24 protein-coding genes are annotated in these 25,531 nt (G+C 75.5%); 11 read left to right on the top strand and 13 right to left on the bottom strand.

Features of this window, described 5'->3' with window-relative positions:
- Positions 1-60 precede the first annotated feature (60 nt).
- The 4 genes from BLS67_RS14730 to BLS67_RS14715 are packed head-to-tail and all read left to right on the top strand — an operon-like array spanning position 61 to position 3,098.
- Entirely contained in the window at positions 61-1,134 is a 1,074-nt protein-coding gene (locus BLS67_RS14730) for an aromatic ring-hydroxylating oxygenase subunit alpha (protein WP_091246821.1), read from the top strand.
- Positions 1,131-1,436: a hypothetical protein gene (locus BLS67_RS14725; RefSeq protein WP_207500614.1), complete on the top strand. Its 306-nt coding sequence runs from the start codon at positions 1,131-1,133 to the stop codon at positions 1,434-1,436. Before BLS67_RS14730 ends, BLS67_RS14725 begins: the two co-directional genes overlap by 4 nt.
- A complete protein-coding gene (locus BLS67_RS14720) occupies positions 1,433-2,356 on the top strand; it encodes a PDR/VanB family oxidoreductase (RefSeq protein WP_091246564.1) in 924 nt (307 codons plus the stop codon). The genes BLS67_RS14725 and BLS67_RS14720 overlap by 4 nt, the downstream gene beginning before the upstream one ends.
- A gap of 10 nt (positions 2,357-2,366) precedes the next feature.
- Positions 2,367-3,098, top strand: a complete 732-nt coding sequence (locus BLS67_RS14715) for an IclR family transcriptional regulator (protein ID WP_091246563.1) — start codon at positions 2,367-2,369, stop codon at positions 3,096-3,098.
- A 6-nt stretch (positions 3,099-3,104) separates the two neighbouring features.
- On the opposite strand, the gene BLS67_RS14710 is transcribed toward BLS67_RS14715, so the two are convergent.
- The gene (locus BLS67_RS14710) at positions 3,105-4,718 is read right to left on the bottom strand and encodes a GGDEF domain-containing protein (RefSeq protein ID WP_091246561.1); all 1,614 of its coding nucleotides are present in this window, start codon (positions 4,716-4,718) and stop codon (positions 3,105-3,107) included.
- Positions 4,719-4,849: 131 nt separating this feature from the next.
- Here BLS67_RS14710 and BLS67_RS14705 point away from each other — a divergent pair, with 131 nt between their 5' ends.
- Positions 4,850-6,001 (top strand): hypothetical protein, encoded by a 1,152-nt coding sequence (locus BLS67_RS14705; RefSeq protein WP_091246560.1) that lies wholly within the window; start codon positions 4,850-4,852, stop codon positions 5,999-6,001.
- Here BLS67_RS14705 and BLS67_RS14700 read toward each other — a convergent pair.
- Positions 5,961-6,254: an NIPSNAP family protein gene (locus tag BLS67_RS14700; protein WP_131801744.1), complete on the bottom strand. Its 294-nt coding sequence runs from the start codon at positions 6,252-6,254 to the stop codon at positions 5,961-5,963. The genes BLS67_RS14705 and BLS67_RS14700 overlap by 41 nt on opposite strands.
- A 34-nt stretch (positions 6,255-6,288) precedes the next feature.
- Here BLS67_RS14700 and BLS67_RS14695 point away from each other — a divergent pair, with 34 nt between their 5' ends.
- Entirely contained in the window at positions 6,289-7,575 is a 1,287-nt protein-coding gene (locus tag BLS67_RS14695) for an O-acetylhomoserine aminocarboxypropyltransferase/cysteine synthase family protein (RefSeq protein ID WP_091246555.1), read from the top strand.
- Positions 7,572-8,048 carry a CoA-binding protein gene (locus BLS67_RS14690; protein WP_091246553.1) on the top strand — a complete coding sequence of 159 codons (477 nt, stop codon included), beginning with the start codon at positions 7,572-7,574 and terminating at the stop codon, positions 8,046-8,048. Before BLS67_RS14695 ends, BLS67_RS14690 begins: the two co-directional genes overlap by 4 nt.
- A gap of 101 nt (positions 8,049-8,149) precedes the next feature.
- Here BLS67_RS14690 and BLS67_RS14685 read toward each other — a convergent pair whose 3' ends face one another.
- Positions 8,150-9,217 (bottom strand): type IV toxin-antitoxin system AbiEi family antitoxin domain-containing protein, encoded by a 1,068-nt coding sequence (locus BLS67_RS14685; protein WP_091246551.1) that lies wholly within the window; start codon positions 9,215-9,217, stop codon positions 8,150-8,152.
- Positions 9,218-9,470: 253 nt separating this feature from the next.
- On the opposite strand from BLS67_RS14685, the gene BLS67_RS24130 reads away from it, so the two are divergent.
- Entirely contained in the window at positions 9,471-9,938 is a 468-nt protein-coding gene (locus BLS67_RS24130) for an NUDIX domain-containing protein (protein WP_207500612.1), read from the top strand.
- A gap of 930 nt (positions 9,939-10,868) precedes the next feature.
- On the top strand, positions 10,869-11,516 hold the full coding sequence (locus tag BLS67_RS14675) for a Pr6Pr family membrane protein (protein WP_091246550.1): 648 nt from the start codon (positions 10,869-10,871) through the stop codon (positions 11,514-11,516).
- Here the strand turns inward: BLS67_RS14675 and BLS67_RS14670 are convergent.
- Positions 11,479-12,258 carry an endonuclease/exonuclease/phosphatase family protein gene (locus BLS67_RS14670; RefSeq protein ID WP_091246548.1) on the bottom strand — a complete coding sequence of 260 codons (780 nt, stop codon included), beginning with the start codon at positions 12,256-12,258 and terminating at the stop codon, positions 11,479-11,481. The genes BLS67_RS14675 and BLS67_RS14670 overlap by 38 nt on opposite strands.
- A gap of 35 nt (positions 12,259-12,293) precedes the next feature.
- On the opposite strand from BLS67_RS14670, the gene BLS67_RS14665 reads away from it, so the two are divergent.
- On the top strand, positions 12,294-13,184 hold the full coding sequence (locus BLS67_RS14665; protein WP_091246546.1) for a 1,4-dihydroxy-2-naphthoyl-CoA synthase: 891 nt from the start codon (positions 12,294-12,296) through the stop codon (positions 13,182-13,184).
- 95 nt (positions 13,185-13,279) lie between these two features.
- Complete coding sequence (locus BLS67_RS14660; protein WP_242654099.1) at positions 13,280-13,885, top strand: TetR-like C-terminal domain-containing protein; 606 nt, start codon at positions 13,280-13,282, stop codon at positions 13,883-13,885.
- Here the strand turns inward: BLS67_RS14660 and BLS67_RS23850 are convergent.
- The 9 genes from BLS67_RS23850 to BLS67_RS14615 form a co-directional block, all read right to left on the bottom strand.
- The gene (locus tag BLS67_RS23850; RefSeq protein WP_091246543.1) at positions 13,798-14,646 is read right to left on the bottom strand and encodes a TetR family transcriptional regulator; all 849 of its coding nucleotides are present in this window, start codon (positions 14,644-14,646) and stop codon (positions 13,798-13,800) included. The two genes, BLS67_RS14660 and BLS67_RS23850, sit on opposite strands and share 88 nt — an antisense overlap.
- A 54-nt stretch (positions 14,647-14,700) precedes the next feature.
- Positions 14,701-15,096 (bottom strand): DUF5946 family protein, encoded by a 396-nt coding sequence (locus BLS67_RS14650; protein ID WP_423221509.1) that lies wholly within the window; start codon positions 15,094-15,096, stop codon positions 14,701-14,703.
- Between the two features lie 103 nt (positions 15,097-15,199).
- A complete protein-coding gene (locus BLS67_RS14645; protein ID WP_091246540.1) occupies positions 15,200-16,180 on the bottom strand; it encodes a glucosyl-3-phosphoglycerate synthase in 981 nt (326 codons plus the stop codon).
- Positions 16,181-16,282: 102 nt separating this feature from the next.
- Positions 16,283-16,675 (bottom strand): hypothetical protein, encoded by a 393-nt coding sequence (locus tag BLS67_RS14640; RefSeq protein ID WP_091246538.1) that lies wholly within the window; start codon positions 16,673-16,675, stop codon positions 16,283-16,285.
- On the bottom strand, positions 16,672-18,867 hold the full coding sequence (locus BLS67_RS14635; protein ID WP_091246537.1) for a phage holin family protein: 2,196 nt from the start codon (positions 18,865-18,867) through the stop codon (positions 16,672-16,674). The genes BLS67_RS14640 and BLS67_RS14635 overlap by 4 nt, the downstream gene beginning before the upstream one ends.
- A complete protein-coding gene (locus BLS67_RS14630; protein ID WP_091246535.1) occupies positions 18,864-19,463 on the bottom strand; it encodes a DedA family protein in 600 nt (199 codons plus the stop codon). The genes BLS67_RS14635 and BLS67_RS14630 overlap by 4 nt, the downstream gene beginning before the upstream one ends.
- Positions 19,460-20,242, bottom strand: coding sequence for an MBL fold metallo-hydrolase (locus BLS67_RS14625; RefSeq protein ID WP_207500610.1), 783 nt, complete (start codon positions 20,240-20,242; stop codon positions 19,460-19,462). The genes BLS67_RS14630 and BLS67_RS14625 overlap by 4 nt, the downstream gene beginning before the upstream one ends.
- A complete protein-coding gene (locus BLS67_RS14620; protein WP_091246534.1) occupies positions 20,239-22,800 on the bottom strand; it encodes a diguanylate cyclase domain-containing protein in 2,562 nt (853 codons plus the stop codon). The genes BLS67_RS14625 and BLS67_RS14620 overlap by 4 nt, the downstream gene beginning before the upstream one ends.
- Positions 22,797-25,448 carry a putative bifunctional diguanylate cyclase/phosphodiesterase gene (locus BLS67_RS14615; RefSeq protein ID WP_091246532.1) on the bottom strand — a complete coding sequence of 884 codons (2,652 nt, stop codon included), beginning with the start codon at positions 25,446-25,448 and terminating at the stop codon, positions 22,797-22,799. Before BLS67_RS14615 ends, BLS67_RS14620 begins: the two co-directional genes overlap by 4 nt.
- Positions 25,449-25,531 lie beyond the last annotated feature (83 nt).

The following is a 25,531-nucleotide window of genomic DNA, read 5'->3' as shown; positions in this document are numbered from 1 at the left end:
CGCTTCCGCGATGTGGAAGCCCTGTTCCCCGCTCCGGTGACCGCGGTCACGATGGGCGGCATGACCTCGATCGTCCGCAACCAGTGGTACGTCGCCGCCTACGGCCGGGAGATCGGGCGGGAGGTGTTCGGCCGCACGATCTGCGGGGAGTCGATCCTGTTCTGGCGGCGCGAGGACGGCTCGGTCACCGCGATGAGCGACCGCTGCGTGCACCGCCGGTTCCCGCTGAGCGAGAAGCCCTCCCACCTGGTCGGCGACACGGTGGTCTGCGGCTACCACGGCTTCACCTACGACGCGGACGGGAAGTGCGTCGCCGTCCCCGGCCAGACCCGCGTGCCCCGCACCGCCCGGCTCAAGAGCTACCCGGTCGTCGAGCAGGACAGCTTCGTCTGGGTGTTCATCGGGGACGACGACCGCAGCGACACCGTGCCGATCCCGCGGGCACCGTGGCTGGACGCCGACGGCTACACGACCGTCTCCGGCATGGAGCCCCTGGCGGCCCGGGCCAGCCTGCTGGTCGACAACCTCATGGACCTCAGCCACGAGACCTACCTGCACGGCGGCTACATCGGTACGCCCGAGGTGGCCAACACCCCGATCACCACCGAGGTCGACGAGGACGCCCAGGTCGTCCACGTCTCCCGGCACATGGACGACGCCGACTGCCCGCCGTTCTACGCGAAGTCCACCGGCATCCAGGGCCGGATCGTGCGCTGGCAGGACATCGAGTTCCACCCGCCGTGCCTCTACCTGCTGCACAGCCGGGTGGCCCCGGTCGGCGTCCTGCCGGAGGAGGACGGCACCGACCCCGGTGGCTTCCACGTCGAGGTCGTCTACGCCATCACGCCGGAGACCGAGCACTCCACGCACGACTTCTGGGCCGTCGCCCGCGACTTCGCGCTGGAGGACGAGGGCGTGAGCGACTTCCTGCGCGAGAGCAACCGCACCGTCGTGCTGCAGGACGTCGTCGCGCTGGACGCCCTCGAGCGGGTGCTGGCCGGCGAGCCCGACGGCTACCAGGAGCTGTCGATCAACATCGACACCGGTGGCCTCGCCGCCCGCCGGATCATCGCGGCGATGGCCGCCGCAGGCGCCGAGCAGGTCCCCGAGAGCCCCGCGGCCCTCGCGCGATGACTCGCCCGTTGCGGACCGTCCCCGCCGGTCCGACCGCGACCCCCACCCGGGTGCTGGACGGCGACCGCGTCACCCGGGTGGCCTGGCTGCCCGGCAGCGACCGGCTGCTGGGGGAGTGCTCGTGCGGCGCCCGCGCCGAGGGCGGTGACCCGATCGGCATGTGGCAGTGGCTGCTGGCCCACCCCGACCACCCGGCGCAGGTCGCCGAGCCCGACGCCGGGGTGGCCGCCGTGCACGTGCCCCCGCCGCACCGCGTCGCCCGGCCGGAGCAGGCCGCCGGCCCCCGGACGCCGCTGCGGTGAGCGAGCCGGAGCTGCGCCTGGTCGTCGGTGACCGGGTCGACGGGGCCGAGGGCGTCGTCGTCCTGACCCTGGTCGACCCGACCGGGGCCGACCTGCCCGTCTGGACCCCCGGTGCGCACGTCGACCTGGTGCTCACCGACCAGCTGACCCGGCAGTACTCGCTGTGCGGCGACCCGGCCGACCGCGGCACGTACCGGATCGGCGTGCTGCGCGAGGAGGCCGGCCGGGGTGGGTCGGCGCACGTGCACGACCAGCTGCTCGTGGGGGCGGAGGTCCTGGTCCGGGGCCCGCGCAACCACTTCGAGCTCCAGGACGCCGCGCGGTACGTGTTCGTCGCCGGTGGCATCGGGATCACCCCGATCCTGCCGATGGCCGCCGCCGCCCGGGCCGCGGGCACGCCCTACGAGCTGCACTACGGCGGTCGCAGCCGGCGGTCGATGGCCTTCCTCGCCGAGCTCGAGGGCACCCTGCACCCGCAGGACGAGGTCGGCCTGATCGACCTGGACGCGGTGCTGGGCGACCTGCCCGACGGCACGCTGGTCTACTGCTGCGGCCCCGAGCCGCTGCTGGCCGCCGTCGAGCAGCGCTGCCCCCCGGGCGTGCTGCACCTGGAGCGGTTCGCGCCCAAGGAGGTCGGCGAGCCGGCCCGCTCGGACGCCTTCGAGGTCGAGCTGTCGCTGAGCGGGAAGACCCTCACCGTGCCGCCCGAGCTCAGCATCATGGCGGTGCTGCGCGAGCACGGCGTCGAGGTGCTCAGCTCGTGCGAGGAGGGCACCTGCGGTACCTGCGAGACCGGGGTGCTCGAGGGCGAGGTCGACCACCGCGACTCGCTGCTCACCCCCGCCGAGCAGGCCGCCAACGACGTGATGTTCGTCTGCGTCTCGCGCGCGGCCTGCCCGAAGCTGGTGCTGGAGCTGTGACACTGCGCCGGTGAGGACGGCGAACGGCAAGCTGCTCGCCGTCCTCGACGCGTTCGGCCGGGACCGCCCCCGGCTGACGCTGTCCGAGATCGCCCGCGCGGTCGGTGCTCCGTTGTCGACCACCCACCGGCTGGTCGCCGAGCTCACCGCCTGGGGCGGGCTCGAGCGCGACGAGGACGGCGGCTACCGGATCGGCCTGCGCGTCTGGGAGCTGGGCGCCCTGGCCCCCCGCGGGCTCGGGCTGCGCGAGGCCGCGCTGCCGTTCATGGAGGACCTGTACGAGGTCACCCACGAGAACGTGCAGCTGGCGGTGCGGGACGGCCACGAGGTGCTCTTCGTCGAGCGGTTCGCCGCCCGGGGCGCGGTCACCGTGCTCACCCAGGTGGGCGGCCGGTTCGCCCTGCCCCCGACCGGCGTCGGGCTGGTGCTGCTGGCGCACGCGCCGGCCGCGGTGCAGGACGCCGTGCTGGCCGGTCCGCAGGAGCGCTACACCCGGCAGACGGTGGTCGACCCCGCCGAGCTGCGCCGGGTGCTGGCGCAGGTGCGCCGGGCCGGGCACGCGGTCAGCGACCGCCAGGTCACCGACGACGCGGTGTCGGTGGCCGCGCCCGTGTGGCAGGCCGGGGTCGTGGTGGCAGCGCTGTCGATCGTGGTGCGCGGTGGGTCGGTGGCCGCCGTCCGGCCCTACGTCAACGGCGTCATGGCCGCCGCCCGGGGGATCAGCCGGACCCTGCCGCGCTGACCGGGGTCAGCCCGCCGACCGCGGAGCGGGGATGCCGGCGGGACCGACCACGCGGTTGCGGCCGCTGCGCTTGGCCTCGTACAGCCGGGCGTCGGCCCGGCCCAGCAGGTCGGCGGGGGTCAGCGGCAGCGGGTTGGGGCTGATCGCCATGCCGATGCTGACCGTCACGGGCAGCCCCTGGGTGAGCTCGGTCCACAGCTTGTGCTCGATGCCGTGCCGCAGCTGCTCGAGCACCGACATCGCCTCGGCGGTGCCGCAGCCGGGCATCACGAGCAGGAACTCCTCGCCACCCAACCGGGCGGCGAAGGCGCCGTTCGCCACGCTGAGGGCGACGGCCTCCATGACCCGGGCCACCCTGCGGAGCACCTCGTCGCCCACCTCGTGGGAGCACGTGTCGTTGACCTGCTTGAAGTGGTCCAGGTCCACCAGGCCCACCGCCAGCGGGCGGTTCCCGTCGGCGGCCGCGAGCAGCACCGGCAGTTCGTCGTCCAGGTGCCGCCGGTTGTAGAGCCCGGTGAGGGCGTCGCGCAGCGACAGCTCCCGGTACCGGCGGCTCTGCTGGCGGGCCTCGGTGGTCTCGTACATCGCCTGCAGCGTGCGGGCCCGGGCCTCGCGCTGCTCGGACTGCAGGGCCAGTGCCTCGCGGGTGTAGCGGACGTGCTCCTCGTAGGCGTCGCGGAAGGCCCCCGCGGCGGCGAACAGCTCGGCCCGCTCGCGGCGCGCCCGGGTGCGGATCGCGGTGAGCCCGTGCGCCTCGCAGCGTCGGATGCACTCCTCCAGCGAGGCCCGGGCCTCGTCGTGCAGGCCACGGGCCCGCTGCACCTCGGCGTGGGTGAGCAGGATGTCGGCACCGGCGTCGCCCTCGGGGGAGGAGTCCAGCGCGGCGGGGTCCAGGCCGGGCCGCAGCGCGGCCGCGGCCTCCTCGAGGTCGCCGAGGTTCAGGAGCACCCGGCCGATGGTGTCCCGGGTCGCCAGGTCCAGCGGGACGTCGTGCACCCGGGCCAGTTCCTGCAGCCGCTCGACCCCGGCCTGGGCGGTGGCCAGCTGGCCGGCCAACGACGCGGTGTAGGCGCTGTTGTTGAGGATCTGCATCAGCCGGGTCACGTCGCCGGCGCGCTCGGCCAGGACGAGGACGTCGGCGTACCGGTCCTGGGCGGTGAGGTCGCCCTGCAGGCCCAGGCAGTCGGCCAGCCGCTTGCGGTGGTCGATCCGCACCGGGACGGCGGTGGTGTCGTCGAGCAGGTCGACCGAGTGCACCGCGTGCTCGAGGGCCTGGGCCAGGTCGCCCAGCTCCTGGAACACCGCGGCCAGGACGTAGTGGGCCCGGGCGCGCACGGCCGGGGCGTGGTGCTCGGTGGCCCAGCGCTGCACCGTCTGCGCGGTCGCGCCGGCCTCGGCCAGGTGCCCCTGCCGGCGACGGACGTCGGCGGCGACCAGGTCGGCGCGCAGGGCCAGCTCGGGGAGGCCCAGGTGGCGGGCCTCGGCGGCGGTCCGCGCGGCGTCGTCCCCGGCGTGGGCGAGGTCCTGCTCGAAGCGCGACAGGGCCTCGAGCTCGTCCACGGCCACACCGACGGCGGCCGCGGACGGCCCGTCCGTCGAGGTCACCGGTGCGAGGTCCACGTCGTCCCATCGTCGTCCCGACGCCGCGCTTGAGCCCGGCGTGTCGTCACTCCCCCGGACGGGGGTGGTGTCGGCCCACACACCTTGCTCCTCCAGCGGTTGCACCGGTACCCCGCAGGGCAGGTTCACCCGTGCTCTCCGCCCTCCGCCGTCGTACCGACCACCTCGTCCGCCGGTTGGACGCCGACCGCTACCTGTTCCTGCTGCTGCTCGGGTTCGGCGGCTCGATCGTGGTCACCCGGCTCTACCTGGAGCTCACCGGCTACCCCACGGTCGGCGGCGACACCCTGCACATCGCGCACGCCGTGTGGGGCGGGCTGCTGCTCGTCGTGGGCGGCGTCCTCCCGCTGGTGCTGGCCAACCGGTCGGCGCTGCCGGTGGCCGGGTTGGCCACCGGGATCGGGGCCGGGTTGTTCGTGGACGAGATCGGGAAGTTCATCACCGTCGACAACGACTACTTCTTCGCCGCGGCCGCGCCGGTGGCGTACGCGGTGTTCGTGCTGGCGCTGTGGGTCTACCTGCGGGTGCGCGGGCGCCGCGACCCCTCACCGCGCTCGGAGCTGCACGCGGCGCTCGAGCTGCTGGGCGACGTCGTCGACCGCGACCTGTCCGCCGCCGACCGCCGCGAGCTGGAGCAGCGGCTGGCGTCGGCCGGCCGGGCGGACGCCGAGCGGCTGTCCCGGCTCGCGCACGACCTGCTGGAGCTGACCCGCAGCGGCGCCCTGGACGGCGGCGTCGAGGAACCGGGCCGGTTGCGCCGGCTGGCCGACCGGCTGGACGGGTTCGCCGACCGCCACCTCTCGGGCGCCCGGCTGCGCCGGCTGACCACCGGTGCGCTGGGCCTGCTCGGCGTCGTGGCCGTCGGGGACCTCGCCGTCGTCGGCTTCATCGGACTGGACCTGCTCGACGGGACGACGACCAGCCTCGCCGACGCCGCCAACGACTACGCCCGGGTCGGCATCCAGGACGGCCTCGGCGTGACGCTGCTCCTGCTGCGGGTGGGGCTGGACGTCGTCGTCGGCGTGCTGCTGCTGGTCGCAGCGGTCCAGCTGGCGCGCGGGCGGGACCGCCGCGGGGTCGAGCTGGGCCAGGGCGGGCTGCTGCTGGCGCTCACCCTGGTCGACGTGCTGCTCTTCTACACCGACCAGTGGATCGCTTCGGGGGCCGCGGCGACCCAGCTCGTCGTCCTCGGGCTGGTCTGGCGGTTCCGCCGCGACGCGCTGGGCGAGGGGCCCGACGGGCTCAGCGAGCGGGGCGCACGAACGCGTTCAGCTGCGCGGTGATCACCTTCGGGAACGTCTCGAAGGCGGCTGCCCGCTCGGGGGAGGCGTTGTAGGTCGTCTCGACCTCGGTGAACCGGGCCTCGTCGCCGTCCAGCTCGACCGACCAGACGAACGCGTGGTTGGCCTCGTCCACCCACGCCTCGAGCACGCGGAAGCCGAACTGCTCGCGGACCGGGACGATGCGCGGGAACCAGGCGACGAACTCGGCCATGCGGCCGGGCTCGACGGTGTACCGGCGCAGCTGCACTGTCATGCGGGGAAGTGTGCCCGTCGGGTTCACTGGTGGCATGGCCGACCGCACCTGGGGGTTCCGCACGCGTGCGCTGCACGCCGGCGGGCAACCCGACCCGACGACCGGTGCCCGCGCGGTGCCGATCTACCAGACCACCAGCTACGTCTTCGAGAGCGCCGACGACGCCGCCAACCTGTTCGCGCTGCAGAAGTACGGCAACGTCTACAGCCGGATCGGCAACCCCACGGTGGCCGCGTTCGAGGAGCGCATGGCCTCGCTGGAGGGCGGGCTGGGGGCGGTGGCCACGTCGTCCGGGCAGTCGGCGGAGTTCCTGACCTTCGCCGCGCTGGCGGGGGCCGGCGACGAGATCGTCGCCTCGGCCAACCTGTACGGCGGCACGATCACCCAGCTCGACGTCACCCTGCGCCGGTTCGGGGTGTCCACCACGTTCGTGCGCGGCACCGACCCGGCCGACTACGCCGCCGCGATCACCGACCGCACCAAGCTGCTGTTCGCCGAGGTCGTCGCGAACCCGGGCAGCGAGGTCGCCGACATCCGCGGCCTGGCCGACGTCGCGCACGCCGCCGGCATCCCGCTCGTGGTCGACGCGACCACCGCCACCCCGTGGCTGTGCCGGCCGATCGAGCACGGCGCGGACATCGTGATCCACTCGGCCACCAAGTTCATCGGCGGCCACGGGACGACGATCGGCGGCGTGGTCGTCGACGCCGGCACCTTCCCGTGGGCCAACGGCAACTTCCCGCAGATGACCGAGCCGACCGCCTCCTACGGCGGCATCTCGTGGTGGGGCAACTTCGCCGAGTACGGCTTCCTGACCAAGCTGCGCAGCGAGCAGCTGCGCGACATCGGCGCCTCGCTGTCGCCGCACAGCGCGTTCCTCCTGCTGCAGGGCGTGGAGACGCTGCCGCAGCGCATGCGCGAGCACGTGGCCAACGCCCGGCGGGTGGCCGAGTGGCTCGAGGCCGACGACCGGGTGGCCTGGGTGAAGTACTCGGGCCTCCCCTCGCACCCGTCCCACGACCGCGCCCGGCGGTACCTGCCGGAGGGGCCGGGGGCGGTCTTCAGCTTCGGCGTGGTCGGCGGTCGGGACGCCGGCCGCCGGTTCATCGAGGCGGTGCAGCTGTGCAGCCACCTGGCCAACATCGGCGACGCCCGCACGCTGGTCATCCACCCGGGTTCGACCACCCACGGCCAGCTCTCGGCCGAGCAGCTCGAGACCGGCGGCGTGTCGGCGGACCTCATCCGCATCTCGGTCGGCCTGGAGGACGTCGAGGACATCCTGTGGGACCTCGACCAGGCGCTGACGGCGGCGACGAAGTGAGCGCCCCCACCGCCGGTGAGCGGCAGGCGATCCTGGACCGCACCCGCACGGTCGCCGTCGTGGGCGCCTCGGACAACCCGGCCCGGGCTTCCTACTTCGTGGCCACCTACCTGCTCTCGACCACGCCCTACGAGGTCTGGTTCGTCAACCCGCGGGTGAGCGAGATCCTGGGCCGGCCGGTGTATCCGTCGCTGGCCGAGCTGCCCGGGGTGCCGGACCTCGTCGACGTCTTCCGCAAGCCGGCCGACCTGCCCGGGGTGCTGGACGAGACGATCGCGGTGGGCGCGAAGACGTTCTGGCTGCAGTTGGGCCTCTCGGACGACGCCCTGGCCGAGCGGGGGGAGGCGGCGGGCCTGGACGTGGTGATGGACCGCTGCCTGAAGATCGAGCACGCCCGCTTCCACGGGGGCCTGCACCTGGCCGGCTTCGACACCGGCGTCATCACCTCCCGCCGCCGCCCCCTCCGCCCCTGACCCCCGGGGGGTGCCCGTCCGGTGGGGTGGCGCCGGGTCCTCCAGGGTGGTGACCCATCGCAACGGGTCACCACCCCACAGGGATCGCCGACACCCGGTCCTCAACCGGGCCCGCCCACCGTGTCCAGGGCGCGCCAGAGCCACCCGTCGTCGACCTGGGCACCGGTGCGCGGCTTCCCGACCGCTCGTGGGTGCTCGCCGAAGACCCGGAGGGCCGGGCCCGGCGTGGCCAGCTCCCGCAGCACGCGTGCCCGCACCGTGGACCACTGCCGGGTGAGCATCTCGTAGGTGACGCGGATGAACCGGATGCCGAACGAGCGCAGCAGGTCCTCCACGCGCTTCTCCTCGACGAGGTCGCGTGCTGCGGCGGGGCCTCGGTACTTCACCAGCCCGTCGAACTCCACGGCCAGGGCCGCTTCGGGGTACCAGCCGTCGACCACCTTCAGCAGCTCGCCGTCCAGCCAGATCTCGACCTGGGGCAGGAACGGAGGCAGACCGCCGGCGGCGAAGGTCAGCCGCCCGCAGGTCTCCAGCCAGCTCTCGGCCCGGCCGTCGGCCAGGTCGAGCACCCGGCGGACGGCGGGGGTGCCGGCCACCGTGGCGTGCCGCTCGAGGGTCTCCAGGAGCTCGTCCCGGGTGGTCAGCCGGCGCAGCAGTGCCGCGTCGACGGCCGCGACGGCGTCCTGCTCCCGCCAGGAGCGGGCGACGTCCACCAGGGTGCGGGCGGCGCTGGTCAGCGGGTAGGCGCCGCGGCGGGTCACCTCGTCGGCCGACAGGGCCGCGCGGTGCAGCACCCAGTCGCGGCCGCGGGCGCCCCGGCCGGTCGGCCCGGCCAGGTGCACGAGGTCGGCCGCACCGCGTCGGAGGGCCGGGCGGGGCAGCCCCCAGATCCATGCCGCGGTCGACGAGGAGAACGGCGTCCCCGCCGGGGCGACCGCCGCGCCCACGGCCAGGGCCCGTAGTCCCGGGAGGCGACGCGTGCGCTCGACCTCCGCCCAGTCGGCCGCGGAGACGTAGGCACCGGCGCGCACCCGACGCAGTTCACCCCGGCGCACGGCCGCGGCGATCTCCTGGTCGGTGACCCCGCAGGCCAGGAGCCCGGACCGGGTCAGCAGACCCAGCCGACGCCGGGCGGTCTCCCGGGTGACGAGGGGCAGCACGAGGCTCATGGGGCCACCGTGCCCGCCGCCGCGCCCCCGACGTCCTCCCCGGGCAGACCTGTGGACGGCGCCCCCCGGTGTGGACGACGAGCCACCCGCATCGCGCCGACCTGCTACTGCCGCGCGGCTCCCGGCTGGCTCCGCAGGGGGTGGCGGTGGTTCTCCGGGGGTGGTGACTGATCGCGACGGGTCACCACCCCCAGGAATCCGCGGCCACCCCCTCTGCGGGGGCCTCGGGGGCGGGGCGGGGGAGGATGGGGCGGTGCCGCACACCTCGCCCACCGACGGGTGGACCACCTGCGACCTCGGCCACCGGCACTGGGGGTTGGTCGGCGCAGCGGGGCTGCTGGTGCACCGCCCGGGCCCCGCGGGGCCGGAGGCGTTGCTGCAGCACCGGGTGGAGTGGAGCCACCACGGGGGCACCTGGGGCACCCCGGGCGGTGCGCTGCACGAGGGCGAGAGCGCGACCGAGGGTGCGCTGCGCGAGGCCGGCGAGGAACTGGGTCTGCTCCCCGGGCAGCTCACCCTCGGCGAGCTGTCGGTCGACGACCACGGCGGGTGGAGCTACTCGACGGTGCTGGCCACGCCCGTCGACGAGCTCGACCCGGCGCGCCTGGTCCTCGACCGCGAGAGCACCGAGGTGGCGTGGGTGTCGCTGGCCGACCCGGGGGTCGAGCTGCACCCGGGGCTGGCCGCCGCACTGCCCACGCTGCTCGGCCTGGTCGGCTGACCCGGGGTCCCGCGGACGAGGCGGACCCGGGCCGGCACGAAGCCGGTCCGCCGCTGGAAGTACCGGGTGCCGGCCGGCGTGAGCAGCATCGAGCCGGACACCACGAGCACCCGCACCTGGCGCTCCAGGACGTGCTCGACGACGGCCAGGTGCAGCAGGTAGCGCAGGGCCGCGCCCGCCGGGTTGCCCGGGGCGGTGACGAGCGTGGCCAACCCGGCCACCGGCCCGTCGACCACGACCTCGGCCAGGCCCACCGCCTCGCCCTGCTCGGTCCGGGCCACCAGCATGTGGGAGCGGACCTCCTCGATCCCCTGCTCGAGGACCATCGCGGCCGGGTCCTGGGCCCGCATCCGGGCGACGTCGCCCACCACGGCCCGGCGACCGGCCTCGTCGAGGACCGGGGTGCAGGTCAGCCCGGCCGCCCGGGCGCGGGTGATGTTGGTGCGCATCGCCTGGCGGGGTCGCCCGGAGAGGTACTCGGCCGTCGTGGCCGGGAGGTCGAGCACGGCCACCGGCGCCCGGGCCCACGGCGAGATCCGGGCCGACCCGCCGAACCAGCGCGCGATCTCGGTGCCGGCGGGTCCCGGCCCGACCGGGATCGTCGAGGACGGCAGGCCGCGCAGCACCGTGAGGGTGGCCCGCAACCCGGCGCGTGCCTGCGCCGAGCCGACGGCGGTGCGGACGGCGGCCCACGGGCCCGGGGCGCGGTGGACCGCGCTAGCCCAGGCGGCGGCCGCCTCGACGGCTGCGTCGGCCGGCCAGTCGGAGGTGCGCCGGGCGCCCGCTGCCTGCATCCCCATGGTGGTGACCGTCCTCTCCGGGCCCGAGCGGTCTCGTGAGCCGGGCACACCCTAGGACCCGCACCTGGGACCTGGGTCACGACACGAGGGCCGGTGCGCGTCGCTCCGGCGACGGGGCCATGATCTGCCGATGACCGACCGACGCGCCCTCGCCCGGCTGGTGCACGGGGTGCTGGCCGCCGTCGTCGTCCTGTCCGTGCTCACCGAGCTGGGGCGGGCGATCAGCGGCGCGACGGTGCTGGTCCCGGCCGACGACCCCGGCACCGGCACCCGGGTGCTGCGGCTGTTCTCCTACTTCACCATCCAGAGCAACCTGCTGGTGCTGGCCGGGGTGCTGCCGCTGGTCCGCGACCCGGCCCACGACGGCCGCGGCTGGCGGGTGGTGCGGCTGACCTCGCTGCTGGGCATCATGGTGACCGGGCTGGTGTACGCGGTCGTGCTGGGGCCCACCCTGCACCCGACCGGGCTGGGCTGGTGGACCAACGCGGGGCTGCACTACGTCGCCCCGGTGCTCGCGGTCGGGGGCTGGCTGGTGCTCGGCCCGCGCCCGCGGGTCACCGCGGCCACGGTCGGCTGGTCGATGGCCTGGCCGCTGGCCTGGATCGGCTACGCCCTGGTCCTGGGCGCGCTCACCGACTGGTACCCCTACCCCTTCATGGACGTCGTCGAGATCGGCTACCCCGCGGCGCTGCGGAACCTGGCCTTCGTGGCGGTGCTGGCCGTCGTCCTCCTGCCGGGGTTCAGGCTGGCCGACCGGAAGCTGCCACCTGCACCGTGACCAGGCGGTGGTCGCCGAGGCTCAACCGGGTGACGAGGGGATCGCTGCCGACCACCCCGCCCAGCGACAGCACGTGGTCGAACTGCACCTTGGGGTCCGGCGCCGGCCAGGTCCGCTCCGCCACCAGCCGCCGTCCACCGGTGACCAGGGCCGACAACGAGCCGCCCAGGTTGAGGTCCCCGGCGACGACGACCGGGCCGGGGAGGCTGCGGGCCCAGCGGTGCACCCGGCGCAGCTGCCGGGCGGCGGTGGGCGCGGCGAAGGACAGGTGCGTGCCGACGACGGTCAGCCCGTCGAGCTCGGCGGCGATCGCGGCCCGCGGCTCGTCGGGGAACCACCACAGCCGGCGCGACCCGGTGCGCGGGTCCGGGGCGACCAGCGGCAGCTTCAGCGGCCCGGCGGTCAGCCCGAGCACGTGCCAGCGCCGCACCGGCAACCGCAAGAGCAGCGCCACCCCGTAGTGCGGGCCGGTCAGGTCGCCGTGGTCCAGCGCCGGGGGCAGCGCCGTCCAGCTGGCGAAGGGGTCCGGCGTCCCGGCGAGGGTGGCCGCGAACCGCCACTCGGGGAACCCCAGCACCGCGGCCTGGTGCACGTGGTGGGAGCGCGGCTGGTCGACGTCGACCTCCTGCAGGGCGAGGACGTCGACGTCGAGGTCGGCCACGGCGGCGACGAGGTCGGCCCGGGAGACGGACACCCCGTCGTCCCCGCGGCCCGAGGCCAGGTTGAGCGTGCCGATGCGCATGCGCCCATGGTGCGCACACCGGATACGTTCGCCGGGTGAGTGCACTGGACGGCGTCTCGGCGACCTTCGACCCCACGGCCTGGACGGCGGTCCCCGGCTTCGAGGGGCTGACCGACCTGACCTACCACCGGGCGGTCGACGCCGGCGTGGTGCGGGTGGCCTTCGACCGGCCCGACGTGCGCAACGCCTTCCGCCCGCAGACGGTCGACCAGCTGCTGCAGGTCATGGAGCACGCCCGGCTGGACACCACGGTCGGCTGCGTGCTGCTCACCGGCAACGGCCCCAGCCCCAAGGACGGCGGCTGGGCGTTCTGCTCGGGCGGCGACCAGCGGGTGCGGGGCCGCTACGGCTACGAGGCCGGCGCCGGGGTGAGCGGGCGGCTGCACATCCTGGAGGTGCAGCGGCAGATCCGGTTCATGCCGAAGGTCGTGGTCTGCGTCGTCCCCGGGTGGGCCGCGGGCGGCGGGCACAGCCTGCACGTGGTCAGCGACCTGACCCTGGCCAGCGCCGAGCACGCCCGGTTCAAGCAGACCGACGCCGACGTCGGCAGCTTCGACGGCGGGTTCGGCTCGGCCTACCTGGCCCGGCAGGTCGGGCAGAAGTTCGCCCGCGAGATCTTCTTCCTCGGCGAGGAGTACTCGGCCGACGACGCGCACCGCATGGGCATGGTCAACGCCGTCGTGCCGCACGCCGAGCTCGAGGCCACCGCGCTGGAGTGGGGCCGCAAGGTCGTGGCCAAGAGCCCGACCGCGCAGCGGATGCTGAAGTACTCCTTCAACCTCGTGGACGACGGCCTGGTCGGCCAGCAGCTGTTCGCCGGCGAGACCACCCGGCTGGCCTACATGGCCGAGGAGGCCGTCGAGGGCCGCGACTCGTTCCTGGAGAAGCGCCCGGCCGACTTCAGCCGCTTCCCCTGGCATGTGTGACTCCAGGTGATCATCTGCCGGAGATGCTGTGACGCACGGTCACGCCATCGTGTCGGTCGTTGTGGTGGATCCACTCCACCGGGCAGGATGCGGGCGTGACGAGCACCGACCTGACCGCGCGGCAGGGGTCGAGGTCCCCCGGCCGGCCCCTCAGCGCCGAGTTGTCCGAGCAGCTGGTGGCCGTGGCGGTCGACATCCTGGCCGACGAGGGCTGGGGGCGGCTCAACAGCGACCGGGTCGCGGCCCGGGCCCGCGCGGGCAAGGCCGGCATCTACCGCCGCTGGCCCACGATGTCGGCACTGGTGCGGCACGCGGTGGGCGGTTTCGACCTGGTGCCCCGCCCGGCCGACCACGGGTCGCTGCGCGACGACCTGGTCGCCCTGCTGCAGCCCTGGACCCGCCCGCTGGACAAGCACGAGCGCGCCACCGCCAGCCTGGTCGGCGCCGCCCGGCACGACGACGACCTCCGCGCCGGCCTGCACGAGGCCGTGGTCACCCCGCTGGGTGCCGTCCTCGCCGACCTCGCGAATCGGTCGGCCGGGCGGGGGCGCCCGGTCCCCGCGCACCGGCTCGACCTGCTCTGCACCCTGGTGCAGGCGCTGTGGTGGGAGCGCTACACGGCCTTCGCCGTGCCGATGACCGACGCCGAGGTCGCCGACCTCGTCGACACCGTGCTGCTCCCGGTGGTCTCCGACTCCTGACGCTCGCGGGTCATCCGGGGCCGGGTGGTGCGGGCGGCCCGCTCGTCGGCCGGCCGCCCCTCCTCCAGCCGGAGGATCGCCCGCAGCGCCTCGGAACCGCCGGCCCGGTCGGCGGCCTGCGGGAAGCCGCCGTGCACGCACTCGATGGCCACGCGCGAGGCGGCGCGCAGCTCGGCGATCAGCTGCGGGAGCTCGCGTGCCCCGTCGGGCACGCCGGACAGCTGACGCCACTGCTCGTCGAGCACCACACGCGCACCGGCGACCAGCAGGCCGCTGGTCATGCCGGCGCCCAACCGCAGCCCGGGGACGTCGCCCAGCTCGGCGGCCCAGGTGCGGTGCAGCGCCGTGGTCAGCCGGTCCTCGGCCTCGCGGAGCAGCTCGCGCTGGTGCACCCGCAGCGCGGGGCTGGCCAGGATGGTCTCGAGGTAGGTGCGGTAGGACGGCCGGCGGAGCAGCAGCGGCACCGACGAGACGTGGTGCACCAGCCACGCGGTCGCGGTGGTCATCGCCCCGGTGCCCGGGCTCCGGTCGGTCACCGCCGTCGCGGGGCCGGCGACCCACGGCACCCGGTCGGCGAAGTAGAGGTCCTCCTTCGTCGCGAAGTGGTTGAACACCGTCTGCACGGCGACCTCCGCCGCGGCCGCGATGTCGGCCACGGTCACCTCGTCGAAGGGCCGCTCGGCGAACAGCCGCTGGGCGGCGCGGCGCACCTCGACCCTCGTCCGGGCCTTCCTCATCGCGTGGCGGGCCTGCTCGGGCATGCACCAGAGAGTAGGCACGTGCGGGCTCGAACGGGTTGACCCGGACTGCTCGCGTCAGGCGGGCGCTTCGCCCGCCCAGTCCGCGGACACCGCCTGCGCCCACGAGCGCAGCAGCACCGGGAGGTCGACGACGTCCAGATCGGCCGCCACGTCGGCGATGGTGGTGCGCCAGAGCTCGGGCCGGGAGCTCCGCACGGGGCGGCGGGCGCCCTCGCCCAGGGCGTCGCGCAGCCGGTGCAGGGCGGCGGCGTCGGGGGTGTGCTGGGCGTCGTAGGCGGTGCCGGCCAGCTCCACCAGGTTCGCCGCACGCAGGTCGCTGGGCGCCTCGTCGCGCAGCCCGCGCACGGTGACGTCGAACAGCCGGGTGCAGGCGGGGGAGGCCCCGGGGTGCCGGGCCTCCAGACCCGGCACCGCAGCCAGCACGGCACCGCACCCCGGGCACCGCGACACCAGGCTCGGCGGCTGGGGAGGGGCGGGGGACCCGTCGGTCTGGCTGGCGGGAGTCACCCGACGATCCTGCCCCACGAGGGGGCCGGCCGCCGGGAGGGGAGGGTCAGGCGACGCGTTCGGCGTACTCGCGGACGGCGATCATCGGGGGGCGCTGGTCGACGGCCACCGGGATGCTGGTGGGCACGAAGCCCTCGCCGTCGTGCGCGAACTGGGTGAGCAGGCCCCCGGGCGCGGCCCGGTGCCGGTCGCTGCTGCCGCGCTTGGCCCGGGCCAGGACCGTCGACACGATCTGGCCGGCCATCACGCCGAGGGCCTCGTCGGTCTGGTGCGAGTGCACCCGGGTGCCGAGGTCGACCTGGGCGAGCCCGGGCAGGCCGCACACCTGCAGCAGGTCGACCAGCAACCCGACCTCGACGCCGTAGCCGGAGACGAACGGGACCTGCTCCAGGGCGCTGCGGCGTCCCGCGTACTCCCCGCCCAGCGGCTGCACGAACCCGGCCAGCTCGGGCCACAGCGCGTTGATCAGCGGGCGCGCGGTCAGCTCGGTGACCCGGCCCCCGCCGGCCGCCCGCACCTGGCCGTCGACGCTCAGCGGCCGGGTGTAGCAGCCCTTGACGTAGGAGACCCGGCGGTCGGTGAGCAGCGGGGTGAGCAGGCCGGGCACGTAGTGCGAGACGTCGTTGAGCAGGTCGGAGTCCAGGAACACCACGAGGTCACCGGTGGTGGCGGCCAGCGACTTCCACAGCGCCTCGCCCTTGCCGGGCCGGCTGCCCTGGGCGGGCAGCACGTCGGCGGTGGCCACGACCTCGGCGCCGGCGGCCCGGGCGATCGCCGCGGTGTCGTCGGTGGAGTCGGAGTCCATCACCACGACCTCGTCGACCAGCGGCACGTCGACCACCCAGCGGGCCACCAGGTCGGCGACCAGGCCCCCGACGGTGGCCGCCTCGTTGCGCGCGGGCAGGACGACGCTCACCCGGTGGCCGCCACGGCGCTTGGCCGCGAGCAGACCGGGGACGTCGATCTCCGCCAGCGAGGTGGCGGACGTGGTGCGGTGCTCGAACCAGGCTCCGGCGTCGGGTCGCATGCCGCCCACTGTCAGCCACGCCTGCGCCCCGTGTCGCCCCGGCGGGACCGGGTTCACACGATCTTCACGACCGGCCCGGTGGCGGAAACACGGCGGTGATGATCAGGGGTGCCGGACGACCCGGCTGCCCCCGCAGGACCAGGCGACACGGAGCCCGGCACGGGCCCGCCGCAGCACCTCGTCGTCGGTGCGGTCGCCCCCGACCAGGCACAGCCCGGCGGCGGCCGGGCGCCCGGTGGCCCGCTCGACCACGGTCAGCAGCCGGTCGGCCACGGCGTCCAGGTCGGCGGGGGAGGCGGTGACGTGGACGACGACGTCGTCTCCGTCCCGGGTGAGCAGGTCGCGGGCACGGGTCTCCCGGCGCAGGGCCGCGCCGGCCCGGTCCGGGTCGGTGGTGGCGATCAGCAGCAGCCAGGTGGGCGCGCTGCCGTCGGGCCGGGCACGCCGCGCGGGCGCGTCGGCGGGCGCCAGGGCGGGGTGCTCGAGCAGGGTCACCCCTCGGTGATCGACACCGCGTCCGCAGAGCTTGAGCGCGCGGCCCGGGGGTCGGGGTGGCCCAGGTCGGTCAGCCAGCCGTGCAGCACGCGGTGCAGGTGCTCGGCACCCACGATCTCGCCGGGGTCGGCGAAGGACGCCGGGTAGGTGAGGAACCCGTGCTGCTGGGGTCCGCCCAGCCCGCCGTGCGACCCGACGTGCGGCTCGAAGGCCGAGGCCTCCTCGGTGGCGGGGTCGATCCGGCTGTTGACCATCACGTCGGCGCAGTGCGGGAAGGTCGACGTGCGGGCCACCAGCCGGGCCGCGTGCTCGCCGTAGGGGGCCAGCGGGTCCTCGCCGATGACGACGCCGGAGTCCAGCCGGTGCAGGCCGTCGCGGCCGAGCACGACCGGCCCGAACTCCTCGGAGTGCACCAGCAGGAACCCGACGCCGGGGTGGTCGACCAGGGCGGGCAGCAGGGCCGGCCAGCGCCGCTCGATCTCCTCGATGGGCACCCGGCCGGGCAGGTCGGTGAACGAGACCATGGCGGTGTGGCCGCTGACCACGCAGACCACGCCGGGGGCCACGCGGGCGACCTTGCCCGGGGCGCCGGCGGTGTCGCGGGGGGTGTGCTCGGCGGACCCGGCCCGCTCGACCCGGTCGCGCAGTCGGCGGGCGACCATCCCCGGCCCGCTGGCGGCCTCGGCCAGTGCGGCCCCCACCTGCCACCCCTCGGTCGCCTTCTGCCGCTGCGGGGGCCCCGCCGTCCTCACCGATGGTGCGCCGTCCTCACCACCGTTGGTGTGGTCGGGACCCCGGTGATCAGGTGACCTGATCACCGGGGGGCGGGAGCAGAGGCGGCCGACCAGCTGCTCGACGGTCTCGCCGAACCGGTTGGCGAAGTTCTCGCCCTGGGTCTGGCCGTGGTCCGAGAGGCACACCAGGTGGTAGGGCCGGGGGGCCAGCTGCGTGGCCCGCCGGAGCCGGCCGATCTGCTGGTCGATCGAGCGCAGCACCTCGAGGGTGTCGAACCGCTCGATGCCCGAGTGGTGGGCGACCTCGTCGTAGCCCAGGAAGTCGGCGTAGGCCACGGGCCGTCCGGCCAGCATGTCCTCGAGGAGGGCGGCCACGACGACGTCGCGGGCGATCACCGTCGTCCCCGGGCGGGCCAGCGGGTACAGCCCGCCGCGGTCGATCCGCGGGCGGACGTCGGCCCGCCGCTGCTTGCCGGCCGCGCTGAGCTCGCGGCCGACGTCGACCAGGGAGGCCACCAGCGTGCGCAGGGCGTTCACCGGGTTGGCGAAGTAGGCGTAGTAGCCGGCGCCCACCCGGTCGCGCCCGCGCCGGTCCCGCCGCGCCCCCTTGGGGACGACGACGGCCAGGGAGCTCATGGTCAACGAGACGTGCCGGGCGTCGCCGGTGAACAGGTTGCCGCGGCCGGCGCCGTCCCCGGAGAGCAGGCCGTGGCCGTCGCTGTGCCGGGTCTCGACGAGGGCGGCGTCCTCCGGGTGGGAGACGGCCACGACCTTGTCGCGGTCCTTCTCGTACCAGCGGAACCCGATGATGTCGTGGTTGGAGCCGTGCAGGATGCCGCAGACGCTCGCCCCGGTCTGCGAGCTCCAGTCGGTGTGCCACGAGGTCAGCTCGTGGCTGCCCTCGCGCAGCCAGGCGGCCAGCGTGGGCATCGTGCCGTCGCGGACGGCGCGCTGCGCGGTGGCGAAGCCCAGGCCGTCGATCTGCAGGAACAGCACGCCGGGGACGTCCGAGGCGGCCGCGGCGACGTCCTTGCGGCGGGCGCGGCGGAAGAACAGCTCGTCCTCGTCGACGGCCAGCAGGCTGCTGATCACCGCGGCCACCCCGGCCATGGAGACCGCGACGACGACGCTGGTCCGGAAGGAGGTGACCACGACCCCGGGGATGGCGTAGAAGATGCCCAGCACCCCGGCGCCGAGCACGAGGAAGCCGCCCAGGCCGAGGGTGAAGAACGCCAGCGGCAGCGCGACCCGCATGAGCAGCGGCCAGACCACCCCGGCGAGCACGCCGAGCAGCAGGGCGGCCACCGGCGGCTGCCACCACCCGGTCATCGCGAACCCGGTCAGCCAGCGGTCCAGCAGCAGCAGGGCCCCGGTGGCCAGCCCCCAGACCAGCACCACCCGGGCGACCAGCCGGCCGCCGGTGAGGACCCGGCCGGCCGGGCGTTCGGGGTCGCTCACGACTTCTCCTGCTTGCTCTTCCGGCGCCGGGCGGCGACCAGGTTGGACACCAGCCCGACGACCAGCACGAGGCCGGTGGCCACCAGGGTGGCGACCAGCGGGTTGTCGAAGATGCCGCCGCTGACCACGCCGAGCAGCGCGTAGGCGACCGCCCACAGCGCGGCGGCGCCGAACGAGGCGGGCAGCAGCCGCCGCCACGGGTAGGCCAGCGCGCCGGCGGCCACCAGCACCGGGATGCGGCCGGCGGGCAGCAGCCGGCCGACCACGACGATCTGCCAGCCGTGCGCCCGGAACTGGTCGCGGACCTCCTCGAGCCGCCCCGCGTGCTGGCCGCGGGAGACCCACCGCACCGCGGCCGGGCCGCCGAACCGCGCGACCGAGAACGTGACGACGTCGCCGACGAAGGCGCCGAGGGTGGCCAGCAGCAGCACGACGGCGATGTCGAGCCGGTCGGTGGTCATCGCGACGGCGGCGGCGACCGAGAGCAGCGGACCGGTGGGCACGACCGGCACGATCGAGCCCAGCAGGACGCCGCCGAACAGCACCGGGTAGCCCAGGGAGCTGCTGTCGGTCCACCCCGAGGCGAGCACGCTCATCGCGTCGTCCAGGTCGACGGCAGGTCGACGGGGTGGCCGGGCTCGGTGACCAGCACGGTGGTGGGCAGGCCGGCGGCCGCGACGTCGGCGGCGAACCGGCGCGGCGGCTCGACCAGCAGCGAGCGCATGCGCCGCGTGCGGGCGACCCCGGGCAGCGCGAGCGTGCCCCAGTGCACCGGGACGGCGTAGCGGGGGTGCAGCAACGAGCAGGCCAGCGCCGCGCCCGCGGGGTCCATGTGGCCGGGGCCCAGCGTGGTGCCCCAGCCCCAGACCGGCAGCAGCGCGACGTCCACGGGGCCGAGGTCGGTCATGCCCGGGAAGACGTCGGTGTCGCCGGCGGCGTAGACGGTGACGCCGTCGCCGTTGATCAGGTGCCCCATGGCGGCGGCGTCGGGGCCGTGGGTGGAGCGCGGGCCCCAGCGGTGGCCGCTGTGCACGGCCGGGGTGCCGGTGACGGTCAGGCCGCCGTCGGTGTGCACCTCGCCGGGGGCCAGCTCCACGACCGCGGTGAACCCCGCGGCGCGCAGCCACGACCCGGCCCCGCGGGGGACGACGACCGTGGTGCCCCGGCCGAGCAGCCGCAGCGAGGGCAGGTGCAGGTGGTCGCCGTGCAGGTGGCTGAGCAGCACGAGGTCGACGCCGGCCCAGCTCTCGGGGGCCAGCGGTGGGGCCACCCGGCGCAGCGGGCCGACCCGGCCGGTGAGCAGGGGATCGGTGAGCACCGTCCGCCCGGCGAGCTCGACCCGGGCGGTGGAGTGCCCGAGGAACGACAGGGTCACCCGGTCAGTATCCGCACGTCGGCCGCCGGGGCCCCGAGCTCCTCCCTGGCGCGCTCGACGGGGACGTGCCGCAGGTCGGCGCGGGTGCGCACCATGCGGACCCCGCAGGCCAGGACGGCGTCCAGCAGCGGACCGGGGTCGACGCCGTGGGCGACGGTGGTGAGCCCGAGCACCTCGGCGCTGGCGACGATCGCCCGCACCACGGTGGTCGTCTGCTCGGTGTCGCCGCGGCCGCCGAGGGCGGAGACGTCGATCCGCACGCTGGTGAACGGCACCCGGGCGACGTGGGCGTACAGGGTCTGGCCGAGGCCGAAGTCGTCCAGGCACAGCCGCACCCCGTGGGCGCGCAGCTCGTGCAGGGCCGGCACGAGCTCGGCGGTGCCGGTGAGGATGGCCTCCTCGGTGAGGGCCAGCGAGAGCCGGGCGGCGGGCAGGCCGGAGGCGGCGAGCGCCCCGAGGACGTCGTCGACGAGCCGGTCGGCCTGCACGTGGCCGGCCGGCAGGTCGAGGGCCAGGAGGGCCAGCTCGGGCAGGTCGGCCAGCTGGCGGGTCGCCTCGGTCAGCACCCAGCTCTGCAGGGCTGCCGCGGCGCCCTGCCGGCCGGCCGCCGCCCACAGCTCGGCCGGGGGCAGCAGTGCACCCGACGGGTGCGCCCAGAACGCCTCGACGTGCACCGCGCGCAGCGGCTGGTCCTGCTGCCCGGCGATGCTGCAGCGCAGCACCACCTGCCCGGTGGCGAGGGCGGTGGTCACGGAGCCGCCGGCGTCCCCGGTGTCGGCGTCGTCCGCCCACACCCGGACGCAGCCCTTGCCGGCCCGCTTGGCCGCCCGCAGCGCCGTGTCGGCCTGGCGGAAGGCCAGCTGGCTGCCACCGGCGTGCACCTCGGCGAGGCCGACGCTGGCGCCGATGGCGAAGGTGAAGCCGCCGGTCCGGTGCGGCAGGGCCAGGATGTCGACCACCCGCTGGGCCGCCTCGCGGGCCTCGGTGAGCGTGCCCTCGACGACCACGGCGAACTCGTCGCCACCCAGCCGGCACACGACGTCCTGGTCGCGGACGACGGTGCGCAGCCGCCGGGCGACGTCGACCAGCAGCTGGTCGCCGGCCTCGTGGCCGGCGACGTCGTTGACCGCCTTGAACCCGTCCAGGTCGACGACCAGCAGGCAGCGCTCGGCGGCGGGTCCGGCGAGCTCCTGGAACAGCAGCGCGCGGTTGGGGAGCCGGGTGAGGTGGTCGGTGTAGGCCATCCGCTCGAGCTCCCGCTCGCGGCGCAGCCGGACGGTGACGTCGCGCAGGTGCAGCACCCGCCGGCCGTGGCTGCGGCGCTCGGGCTGGGTGACCTCGAGCTCGGTGGGCCGGTCGGTGCCCGGCACCCGCAGGTGCAGGGTGGCGGCACCGCCCTCGGCGAGCCGGCGGGCGACCTCGTCGCGGTCCTCGGCGAGGAGGAGGTCGAGCAGGCCGCGATCGACGCCGTCCGGGCCGGCGGGCAGGCCGAGCAGGCCCCGGGCAGCGGGGGAGGCGAAGCGCAGCCGGAGGTCCTCGTCGAGGATCACGACGCCGTCGGTGCTGCCCTCGACGAGGTCGCGGAAGTCCTCCTCGTTGCGCACCAGGTCCTCGACCAGCCGGGTGCTGGTGCGGATCCGCAGGGTGCTGCGCACGAGGAGCAGGACGACGACGGCGGACACCGCGAAGGTCGACCAGGGGCCGATCGCCTGACCCCGGGCCAGGGCCACCAGCAGCGCCACCGGCAGGCCGAACGTGGCCGCGACGGTGATCAGCAGGCCGGCCGGGTTGACCCGGGGGCTGCGGGCGACGACGTCGTCGGGGGCCGACGGGTGCCGCGGCGACAGCAGGACGGCGACGACGCCGGCCTCGAAGCAGAGCACGCAGGCCACGTCTCCCAGGGCCTGCCAGAGCAGGACCGGCCGGTCGATGCCCACGGCGAGCATCGCCACGGCCGCGGCGATCAGCACGGTCGCGCCCACCACGGCGGTCGCGGACCCCTGCAGCTCGCGGGTCGTGGCCGTGCACAGCGCCCCCGCGAGACCGACGGCGAGGACGGCGTACCCGGTGTAGCCCACGACCAGCGCGGTCGGCGGGTGCGTCAGACCGGGGGCGCTCAGCACGAACACGTCGGCGACCACCGAGAGCGCCAGCACCACCGTGCCGGCGTCCACCAGGAGCGTGGACCAGCCCGAGGTGCGCACCTGGCCGGCCAGCAGGGCGCAGACCAGCAGCGGGATGCACAGGACGGCGACCAGCAGCAGGTCGCCGACACCGGCGACGCCGAACGAACCGGCCGCACCGCTGCCGGTGATCAGGCTGGCGAGGGAGAACAGCGCCCCGGCCCCGGCCATCAGCCGCCAGGTCAGCGCCGTCCGGCCCGTCATGCCCCGGGTGGCCCGGAACCCGCGGACGGCGCCGACCCCGGCGAGCACCCCCAGCAGCAGGTTGTCGGGCTGGAACCCGGTGCCCGACGGCGGGGTGAGCGCCAGGGCCGGAACGAGGGCGAGCAGACCGACCAGCACGCTGAGCGCGCTGGTGCGGACGGCGCCCCTCACAGCGCGACCTCCCGGACGTCGTCGGCGGCCCCGGCGAGGAGGGCGACCGGGATGGTGTCCAGGGTCGCCTCCAGCCGCTCGAGCTCGGTGGGCCGGGCGAGGAGGAAGCCTTGCACGAACCGGTGCCCCATGTCGCGCAGCAGCTGGAGCTCGCGCGCGGTCTCCACGCCCTCGACGACGACGTCCATGTCCAGGCTGGTGCCCAGGTGCAGGACCGAGCGGCACAGCGCCTGGTGGCGGGGACCGGACTCGACCGACGCCAGGAACTGGCGGTCCATCTTGAGGACGTCGATGGGCAGGCCCACCAGGTAGGCCAGCGAGGACCACCCGGTGCCGAAGTCGTCGACCGCGATGCGGACGCCGAGCCGGCGCAGCGCCTCGAGGTCGTCGGTCACGTGCGCCTCGTCCAGCAGCACCGACTCGGTGAGCTCCAGGACCAGCCGGTCGCCGGGCAGACCGCTGGCGGCGAGGGCGTCGCGGACGTCGGCGAGCAGCTGGCCGCTGCGCACGTGCCGGGCAGCCACGTTGACCGCCACGGACAGGTCGGGCCGGTCCAGCGCGGCGATCGCCGCGGTGGCGGTGTGCAGGATCCAGCGGCCCAGGGTGGTGACCAGGGTCGATTCCTCGGCCAGCGGGATGAACTCGGCCGGGGAGATGGCGCCCCACACGGGGTGCTGCCAGCGCAGCAGCGCCTCGACCGACCCGGCGCGCTGCAGGGCGAGGTCGACGACCGGTTGGTAGACCAGCCGCAGCTCACCCCGGTCCAGGGCGCGGGACAGGTCGGCGCGCAGCGCCTCCTGCCGGTTGGCGGCGATGAGGGCGGCCACCGAGTGCCGGCGGACCCGACCGGGGCCGGCCGTGCGGGCGCTGGCCATGGCCATCGCCGCGCGGCGGAGCACCTGGACCGGCTCGTGGTCCTCGGCCTCGACGGCGGTGGCGCCGGCGGACGCCGACAGCCGCAGACCCAGGACCGGGACGTCGGCGCCGACGGTGGACACCAGCCGGTGGGCCAGCGTCTCGGCGTCGCTGATCGTGCCCTCCAGCAGCACGGCGAACTCCTGCGGCCCGGTGCGGAACAGCCGGTCGCCGGTGCGCAGCACGCGGGAGAAGCGCCCGGCGACCTCGGCCACGACGTCCGCCGGCGCTGCGGTGCCGCGGTGGGCGTCGGCCAGCCCGGTGACCCAGACCTTGACCACAGCGGAGCGGGCGCCGGCCGCGACGACCCCGGCGAGGTCGGCGACCAGGGCGCTGCGGTCGGGCAGTCCGGTGTCGGGGTCGGTTCCCCCGACGGCGGCGCGGAGACCGGCGTCGGCCTGCGCCGGCGGGTCGGTGCGGGTGATGTCGCGGCAGTAGAGCACCAGGGCCCCGACGTCGGGGTCCTGGCGCAGGTCGCGGACGACGCCCTGCACGAGCCGCCACGTGCCGTCCTCCCGGCGCACCCGGGCGGTGGTCGTGCGGTCGCCGCGGTCGGTCTGCGGGGTGAGCAGGGCGGCGGTGAGCGCGGCCCGGTCGTCGGGGTGGACGGCGACCCGGACGTCCCGGCCGGTCAGCCGCCCGGGCTCGCGGCCCAGGATGTCGCCCATGCCCGGGGAGGTCCAGGTGATGGTGAGCTGGCCGTCCAGGATGACCACCGGGTCGACGGCGGAGCGGACGACCGCGCGGAAGTAGGCCTCGCTGCGCTGCAGCCGGCGGGTGAGGTCACGCCCGTCGCGCCAGGAGACGGTCTGCAGGACGACGAGGAGCACCAGGCCCAGACCGGCCAGCGCGGTCTGGGTCAGACCGAGCCGGTCGTGGACCAGGACGCCGAGCAGGAGCAGCAACCCGCCGCCCAGGGCGGTGAGGTGGGGGAGCAGGGCGGCCACCAGCGAGGGCGGGGTGTCCGCCGGCGACGCGGTGGGCGGTGCGGTGTCCAGCAGGGCCGCCGACAGCAGCAGGCTCAGCCCGACGGTGGCGCAGACCGCGGTCATCACCAGCGGGGGTGTGGTGCCGTGGGCCTCGTCGGAGAAGGCCATCAGCACCAGGGCCAGGTTGATCGCGACCTGGCCGAACAGGGCCAGCACGGCGACCCGGCGCAGCTCGCCGGCGGTGCTGGACACGACCAGCAGCCCCATCGCGATCAGCAGGGCGAGGGTGATCCCGGTGGTCACCAGGGTCGCGTCGAAGGCGGTGTCCAGGGTCAGCTCGCGCCCGCTGACCAGCTCGAAGGCCGCCAGCGCGCAGAGCAGGCAGGAGACCAGGAACAGCAGGAGCGAGCTGACCAGCTGGCCCCGCAGCTGCCGCCAGGTGCCGACGGGGATGAGCCTGAGCAGCGGCAGCACCGTGAGCAGCAGACCCGGCAGCGCGCCCATGGTCATGGGGACGACGGAGCCGGGCACGTGCAGGGCCAGTGCGGCCCCCGCGCCGGCGACGACCAACCCGACGACGTACCAGCCCCACACGGCGGGGTGGCTGCTGCGCCGGGCCGCCGGGAGGGCCCAGGCCGCTGCGCCGAGGAAGGCCACGACCGCGCAGGCCGCCACCCCGATGTCGCTCGCGGGGGCCGGCCAGGTCGCCGAGACGGCGATGCCCAGGCACAGCAGCACCGCCCCGACGGCGACGCGACGGGGCGTCGCGCGCATCGGGGGGGCGCCGGGGACCTCGGGGTTCACACGGTGCTGGTCGGTCGCCGCGGCGCCGGTGTTGAGGGCGCCGGTCGGAACTCACCCCATGGAGGAGATCGGGTCCCGGCGTT

The sequence above is a fragment of the Klenkia soli genome, from assembly GCF_900103975.1.
Taxonomy (GTDB): domain Bacteria; phylum Actinomycetota; class Actinomycetes; order Mycobacteriales; family Geodermatophilaceae; genus Klenkia; species Klenkia soli.
This window is presented reverse-complemented; position numbering and strand designations above follow the sequence as displayed.